8 protein-coding genes and 1 pseudogene are annotated in these 6,804 nt (G+C 67.1%); 6 read left to right on the top strand and 3 right to left on the bottom strand.

The genetic code is table 11. The features are described from left to right. Positions 1-272: 272 nt before the first annotated feature. The 3 genes and pseudogenes from ABZ664_RS35475 to ABZ664_RS35465 form a co-directional block, all read right to left on the bottom strand. The gene (locus tag ABZ664_RS35475; RefSeq protein WP_362520356.1) at positions 273-470 is read right to left on the bottom strand and encodes a pentapeptide repeat-containing protein; all 198 of its coding nucleotides are present in this window, start codon (positions 468-470) and stop codon (positions 273-275) included. Further along, positions 452-580, bottom strand: a pseudogene (locus ABZ664_RS35470) (pentapeptide repeat-containing protein); the annotation flags it as partial. The gene ABZ664_RS35475 and the pseudogene ABZ664_RS35470, both read right to left, overlap by 19 nt. A 165-nt stretch (positions 581-745) precedes the next feature. Then, on the bottom strand, positions 746-1,216 hold the full coding sequence (locus ABZ664_RS35465; protein WP_362520345.1) for a MarR family winged helix-turn-helix transcriptional regulator: 471 nt from the start codon (positions 1,214-1,216) through the stop codon (positions 746-748). A gap of 156 nt (positions 1,217-1,372) precedes the next feature. On the opposite strand from ABZ664_RS35465, the gene ABZ664_RS35460 reads away from it, so the two are divergent. Genes ABZ664_RS35460 through ABZ664_RS35435 form a run of 6 tightly spaced genes read left to right on the top strand, consistent with a single transcriptional unit; the run spans position 1,373 to position 6,603 of the window. Then, entirely contained in the window at positions 1,373-1,996 is a 624-nt protein-coding gene (locus ABZ664_RS35460; RefSeq protein ID WP_362520342.1) for an NAD(P)-binding domain-containing protein, read from the top strand. Positions 1,997-2,055: 59 nt separating this feature from the next. Continuing rightward, entirely contained in the window at positions 2,056-2,889 is an 834-nt protein-coding gene (locus ABZ664_RS35455; RefSeq protein ID WP_362520339.1) for a type II CAAX endopeptidase family protein, read from the top strand. A 25-nt stretch (positions 2,890-2,914) separates the two neighbouring features. Then, complete coding sequence (locus ABZ664_RS35450) at positions 2,915-3,169, top strand: hypothetical protein (RefSeq protein ID WP_362520336.1); 255 nt, start codon at positions 2,915-2,917, stop codon at positions 3,167-3,169. 52 nt (positions 3,170-3,221) lie between these two features. Beyond that, a complete protein-coding gene (locus ABZ664_RS35445) occupies positions 3,222-4,163 on the top strand; it encodes an SDR family oxidoreductase (protein WP_362520333.1) in 942 nt (313 codons plus the stop codon). Between the two features lie 32 nt (positions 4,164-4,195). After that, the gene (locus ABZ664_RS35440; protein WP_362520329.1) at positions 4,196-5,470 is read left to right on the top strand and encodes a DUF4158 domain-containing protein; all 1,275 of its coding nucleotides are present in this window, start codon (positions 4,196-4,198) and stop codon (positions 5,468-5,470) included. Beyond that, positions 5,467-6,603 (top strand): transposase, encoded by a 1,137-nt coding sequence (locus ABZ664_RS35435; RefSeq protein ID WP_362520325.1) that lies wholly within the window; start codon positions 5,467-5,469, stop codon positions 6,601-6,603. Before ABZ664_RS35440 ends, ABZ664_RS35435 begins: the two co-directional genes overlap by 4 nt. Positions 6,604-6,804 lie beyond the last annotated feature (201 nt).

The following is a 6,804-nucleotide window of genomic DNA, read 5'->3' as shown; positions in this document are numbered from 1 at the left end:
GTATGGATCAACAAACCATCCACGCCCCTCCAGATCGAGACCTCAGCACAAACGCCACAAGTAGCCTGATGTCTCAGCAGGTTTGACAGGTTCCGCGCGCGGGGATGGTCCCAGCTAGTACACCGCAGTGCGGGCCGAGGCGGCTTGGCTAAGGAAAGATTCACCTTTCAGGAATCTCCACCCACTTTTAATCCGTAGGTTCCGGGTTTGAGCCCCGGGCGCCCTACCACCTCCACCTGCGGTTTTCCCCGATTCTGTAGTCAAGTCGTCTCTCAAGTCGTCTCATCGTGAGTCACGGTGAGACACATGTGAGTCACACGCCCGGGGCAGGCGTTGTTGACCTTGCGTGCGGTCTTGCGAGCCGCTTTGAGGACCAGCCGGGCGGTGGCCCGGGCGCTGTCGTGATACAGCTGCGCCCCGCTCAGGTTCGTACCCCGCAAGTCAGCATCCTTCAGCGCCGCCCCGCACAGATCCGCACCAGTGATGCTGAGCGCAGTCGTGCGAATCTCATGTTCGCGTGTGTCAGCGTCGCGTTGGTGAGATCCGCGCGGGTGAGCGTCGTCCAGCTCAGCCCCGCACCCGTGAGCCGCGCCTTCCAAGGGCATGTCGCTGATCAAGCCAGGCGTTGAGCGGGTCGTAGCTGTGGGTCATGCATAGCGAACAGCTGTGCCGGCGCCCGCGGGATTCTGTAGGCGGCGGTCTGACACGCACGCAGTTCGTGAGCGATGAGGTCCGGGATCGGGTATCAGCGCTTGTGTTCCAGCGCCGCCAGCCGTTCGGCTACTTTGTCGCCGATGGTGACGAGCATCGCCATTTCTGTCGCAGTGAGATGATCGATGAGCACGTCGCGGACGTCGGCCACGTGCTGCGGAGCCGCGACCTTGATCAGGTCGCTGCCCCGGGGAGTGATGGCGACCACCGCCCCCCGTTGGTCGGCGAGGCACCGCTCGCGGGACACCAGGCCGCGATTTTGCATCCGGCCCAGGTGCTGCGACAGGCGGCTCTTCTCCCAGCGCAACAGCTGGCCGAGTTCGAACGACCTCAGCCGGCCTTCGGGCGCCTCGGAGAGATGGGCCAGGACCTTGTAGTCAGCGGCGGACAGCCCGCACCGGTTGCGCAGTTGCCGCTCGATGAACTCCGACAGCCCGTCCTGCATCTTTATCAGGCTGCGCCAGGCCTGCTGTTCTCGCTCGTCCAACCACCGCGGCTCGGTCATGCACGTCACTTTACCGTCTGGTTGACATGGTAACCAAATGCGACATACAGTTTGGTTCACACATTAACCAAATGTGGGGCGTCGACGACACAACCCGTTGACAACGACGGGGTGGGCATGGCGCGTCCTATCCGGCTTCAGAAAGCAGGCACACCAATGAGCAGCGTCAGCATTATCGGCCTGGGGAACATGGCCGGCGCCCTGGCCGCACGCGCGGTCGCCGGCGGCAACGCCGTCGAGCTCATCGGCCGCGACCCGGCCAAGGCGGAGGACCTGGCCGCGACGCTCGGCGGCGGGGCTACGGTCGGGACATTCGGCGCCGTCCCGGTTGGCGACATCGTCGTCCTGGCCGTGCCATACGCCAGCGCCGTGCCGGTCGTCGCCCAGTACGGGGATGCACTGGCCGGCAAGTTCATCATCGACATCTCCAACACGTTCAACGCCGACGCCACCGGGCTCGTCATCCCTGACGGCACGTCCGGTGCGCAGGAGATCGCCAAGGCAGTCCCGGCGAGCGCGCACGTCGTGAAGGCGTTCAACACGGTCTTCGGCCACGTGCTGGCCCAGGGGCGTCCGTTGGACGTGTTCTTCGCCGGAGATGACGCGCGGGCCAAGGCCGACGTGTCGGCGTTCATCGAGAGCCTCGGACTGCGCCCGCTCGATGTCGGCGGCCTGGAGATGGCCCGCTGGCTGGAAGGGGTCGGACCGCTGCTGATGGGCCTGGCCCGCAACGGCGCGGGGACCTTCGACGTCGCCCTCGGCGTCGACCTCCCCGGCTGAGCGCACCCCTGCTAGTAGCCCGCGGCGCTCCCGCCGCGGATTCTCACGAAGGAGTCATCGTGCGTCTGATATGGCAGCTCTTGGCGGTTGTGGCGGTCTGGATCCTCGGCAATCTGGGCACCGCGGCGGTGAAGGACAACCCCTGGCCGGCGCTCGTCGCCGGCCTGCTGACGGCCGTCGTCGCGGTCCTGGTCTACGGCTGGGTGGTGCGGCGCACCGAGCACCGGGCCCCCGTCGAGGTGGCGCTGAAGGGAGCAGGCGCGGGGATCAGCTGGGGCACGCTGCTCGGCATCGCGCTGTTCGGGGCAGTCATCGCGAACATCGCCTTCTTAGGCGACTACACGATCAACGGCCTGGGCACGACAGCGAGCGCCGTCGGCCTGCTCGGCATCATGGCGGGTGCCGCCGTGACCGAGGAGCTGGTCTTCCGCGGTGTCCTGTTCCGGAACGTCGAGCACTGGACCGGAACCTGGATCGCGCTCGTGCTGACCGGCTCGCTGTTCGGCCTGATCCACCTGCTCAACGCGAACGCCACCCTGTGGGGCGCCATCGCTATCGCCATCGAGGCAGGCGGGATGCTGACCGCCGCGTACATCGCCACCCGCAAGCTGTGGGTGCCGATCGGTCTGCACTTCGGCTGGAACATTGCCGCGAGCGCCATCTTCAGCACCAAGGTGTCCGGCAGCAACACCCCGCAGGGCCTGCTGGACGCGACGATGTCGGGTCCAGCGCTGGTCACGGGCGGCGACTTCGGACCGGAGGGCAGTGTGTACGCCGTGGTGTTCGGCGTGGTGGCCACCGTCGTGTTCATGTGGCTGGCACACCGGCGTGGTCACGTGGTCCCCGTCCGTCGCTCGGCCCGGGCGGACGTGGCCGCTAGGCTCGCCAGGTGATCGAACCCCCGCCGGCGCGCACGTCGTGAAGGCGTTCAACACCGTCTTCGGTCACATGCTGGCGCAGGGCAACCCGCTGGACGTGCTCATCGCCGGCGGCGACGCTGAGGCCAAGGCGACTGTGTCGGCATTCATCAAGAGCCTCGGGTTGCGGCCGATGGACACCGGCCCCCTGGGAATGGCGCGCTGGCTGGAGGGAACGGGCCTGGTGATGATAGGCCTGGGCCGCTACGGCGCGGGAAGCTTCAACTTCACCCTCGGCGTCAGCACTTCTGCCTGAGCGCGCCCGCACCACCACTTCTCGCGCCACATCAATCACAAGGAGCAGTAGCGTGCGCGTTTTCGTCACTGGCGGGACCGGCCATTCCGGTTCGTACATCATCCCCGAGCTCATCGCCGCCGGGCACCAGGTCACCGGCCTGGCCCGGTCGGACACAGCCGCGGCGGCGCTGTCCGCGCTCGGCGCGAAGGTGCGCCGCGGCGACCTCCAGGATCTCGACGGGCTCAAGGAAGCGGCTGCGGACTCCGACGGCGTCATCCACGTCGCGCACCGGCAAGACCTGCTTTTCTCCGGCGGGATCCACGCCGTGGCCGCCGCCGAGCTCCCGATCATGCTCGCGTACGGGGAGGCACTCGCGGGAACCGGAAAGCCGCTGGTCGCGGCAGGGAGCATCGGCTCGCCCGGGCAGGGATTCCTGGGCCGGACGGCCACCGAGGAGGACCCGGCCCTTCCCAGTGGCGATGAGCACAAGGGCACCCTGCGGGCTCGAAACATCGTGGAAACCACCGTAATCGGCCTCGCCGAGCAGGGCGTGCGGTCTTCGGTCGTGCGGCTCGCCAACATCGCGCACAGCACGACCGACCGTGCCGGCTTCCTCCCCACGCTGATCGCGCTCGCGAAGGAGAAGGGCTTCATCGGCTACCCCGGAGACGGCGCGAACCTGTGGAACGCTGTGCACATCCGCGATGCCGCCTCCTTGTTCCGCCTGGCGCTGGAGAAGGGCCCGGCCGGCAAATACTGGCACGCGGTCGACGACGGGGGCATCCCGCTCCGCGAGATCGCCGAGGCCATTGGCAGCCGCCTGGGCCTGCCCGCCGTGAGCGTGCCCTTGGACGAACTGATGCTGCCGGGATACTTCGGGTTCCTCGCGAACATAGTCACGCAGAGCTACCCGGCGTCCAACCTCATCACCCGCCGGACCCTCGGCTGGGAACCCGCTCAGCCCAGCCTGCTCGCCGATTTGGACAACGGCCACTACTTCCCCGCCAGTTGACGGCAGGGACCCCCATCGCAACGGTCAAGAACGTGCTGGATTGGCTGGAGTCCTTCCACCAGCTGACCGGCCGCCGCCACCGCGGCGGCGCCCGTGCCGCCACTGGCGCAACGGGCGTCACGCATCGCCACGCCCGGCCGCTGCGTGATCGCGCCATCGTGCACACCATGCTCGGCACCTTCCTGTCCGACCCGACCGACGCCCCGGCCGTGGTCGTCGACTACGTCGCCGAGCAGCTCGGCCTGGATCCGGCCGACCTGAAGGGGTACGGGGAGAAGGAGGCGCGCTGGGATCACCAAAAGCTGATCCGCCAAGCGCACGGCTACACCAGTTTCGAGTTCGAGCAGTGGTTCGGCTTGGCCCGGTGGGTGTATCGGCGGGTGTGGAGCGGCAGCGAACGCCCGATCGTGCTGTTCGACCTGGTCACCCACCGCCTGGTCGAGGCCAAGATCCTGCTGCCCGGGGTCACCACCTTGGAGGAGATGGACGTCGCCGCCATCCACGCCGCCGCCGATATCGCTCGCGAACCGGATGAGCACCTGCACGAGGAACTGACCGAGCGTTACGCCACCGTGCGGCGCTTCCTGCCCAAGCTGCTCAAGCACCTCGACTTCGATGCCGGAGCGGCCCTGGACGCGCCAGGGCAGGGGGTGCGGCCCGGTCATGAGGTGCTGGAGGCGATCGACTTCCTGCGCGCGATCGAACGCCGCCGCACCGACATCTCTCCCGAGGAGGTCCCGGCCGCCTTCCTGACCTCCGCCTGGCACCGGCGGGTCTTCCCCAAACGCGGCGAGTTCGCCGGAACCTTCGACAAGCAGGCCTACACCCTGGCCGCGGTGGAGCGGTTGCGCGAGTCGTTGCGCCGCCACGAGGTGTTCGTGCCGGGCCTGCGCAAATGGGGTGACCCCACCGCCGGGCTGCTGACCGGAGCGGCGTGGGAGAAGGAGCGCCCGAAGATCTGTGAGGAGCTGGGCCTGTCACCCGATCCCGAGCACGACGTACAGCGCTGGGCCACCACCCTTGACCACGCCTACAAGCAACTCGCCGCGGGCCTGTCGGGCGACGAAGACGGCCAAAACAAGTGGGTTCGCCTGGAAAGGGATGAGAGCGGCAAGGACCGGCTGGTCCTGACCGGCCTGGAACGCCTGGACGAGCCCGCCTCACTGACCGCGCTGCGCGCCGACATCGATGCCCGCATCCCCGTCGTCGACCTGCCCGAGGCGCTGCTGGAAGTGCACGCCTGGACGGCTGCCTGGACCACTTCACCCACGTCTCGGGGGACGCGCCCTCCCGCAAAGAGGACATGATCACCTCGATCGCCGCCGTGCTGGTCGCCCAGAGCATGAACGTCGGCATGCGCCCCATGGTCTGCGAAGGTGATCCGGCACTCGCCCTGGACCGCCTGTTCTGGGTGGAGCAAAATTACCTGAGGGCGGCCACCATCACTGCCGCCAACGCCGCCCTGGTCGACCACCACACCACCCTGGAGTTGGTGCAAGCCTGGGGCGGCGGCGAACTGGCCTCCGCCGACGGACTGCGCTTCGTCGTCCCGGTCAAAACCATCAACGCCGGAACCAACACCAAATACTGGGGGAAAGGCAAAGGCGCCAAGGGCGCCACCTATTACAATTTCACCTCCGACCAATTCACCGGCTTTCACGGCATCGTCATTCCCGGCACGCCGAAGGGCTGGTATTACATCCTGGAAGGACTGCTGGAACAGGAGACCTCACTGAAGCCGACCGAGATCGCCTTCGGCATCTTCCGGCTGCTGGGCTGGCAGTTCTCCCCACGCCTGGCCGACGTCGGCAGCGCCACCCTCTTCCGCGCCGATCCGGCCGCCCACTACGGACGGCTGGAGAGCCTGATCCGCAGCCGCGTCAACCTCGGCCTCATCCGCGACAACTGGGATGACCTGCTGCGCGTCGCTGCGTCCCTGTCCACCGGCGCGGTCAAGGCCAGCGAACTGTTTCGCTACTTCGCCGGCGGCGGCACGCCCACCCCGATCGGCCGCGCCCTGATGGAGCTGGGCAAGCTGGATCGCTCCACCTACCTGGCCTGCTACTTCGACGACGAACTCCTACGCCGCCGCGTACACACCCAGCTCAACCGCCAAGAATCCCGCCACACCCTGGCCAGGAAAATCTTCCACGGCCAAAAAGGCGAACTCCGGCAGAAATACAAAGAAGGCCAGGAAGATCAACTAGGGACGTTGGGGTTCATGACCAACGTCTGCATCCTCTGGAATACCGTCTACACGGCTCGCGCGCTGGACGAAATCCGCGCCGAAGGAAAGAAGATAGCCGCCGCCGACATCGCCCGACTGTCCCCGCTGGGATTTGAGCATTTCAATTTCCTGGGCCGCTACAACTTCGCCCTGCCGGAGACCATCCGGGACGGCGCCCTGCGCCCGCTGCGCACGCCCCCACCCGGTCAGTAAGACCGCAGGAACGCCACACCCTCTGAATCCGCCACGGCGCAAGACTGGCCTGGTCAGAGACAGTGTGTCAAATCATGTGACGCTAACCCCGACTCATCGTTCCACTAGTACTGGGAGGCCGGCCTCCGCCGGAAACCCACTTCCCCGATGCCCGATCAGCCTGTCGGCATGGTCGGCCACCCGGCCTTGATCGGTGCCATC

The sequence above is a fragment of the Streptosporangium sp. NPDC006930 genome, from assembly GCF_040635605.1.
Classification (GTDB): Bacteria; Actinomycetota; Actinomycetes; order Streptosporangiales; family Streptosporangiaceae; genus Streptosporangium.
This window is presented reverse-complemented; position numbering and strand designations above follow the sequence as displayed.

Bases quoted from the DNA above. Each gene is read 5' to 3' on its own strand.
- ABZ664_RS35465 (WP_362520345.1), bottom strand. From the start codon at position 1,216: ATGACCGAGCCGCGGTGGTTGGACGAGCGAGAACAGCAGGCCTGGCGC.
- ABZ664_RS35460 (WP_362520342.1), top strand. From the start codon at position 1,373: ATGAGCAGCGTCAGCATTATCGGCCTGGGGAACATGGCCGGCGCCCTG.
- ABZ664_RS35435 (WP_362520325.1), top strand. From the start codon at position 5,467: ATGATCACCTCGATCGCCGCCGTGCTGGTCGCCCAGAGCATGAACGTC.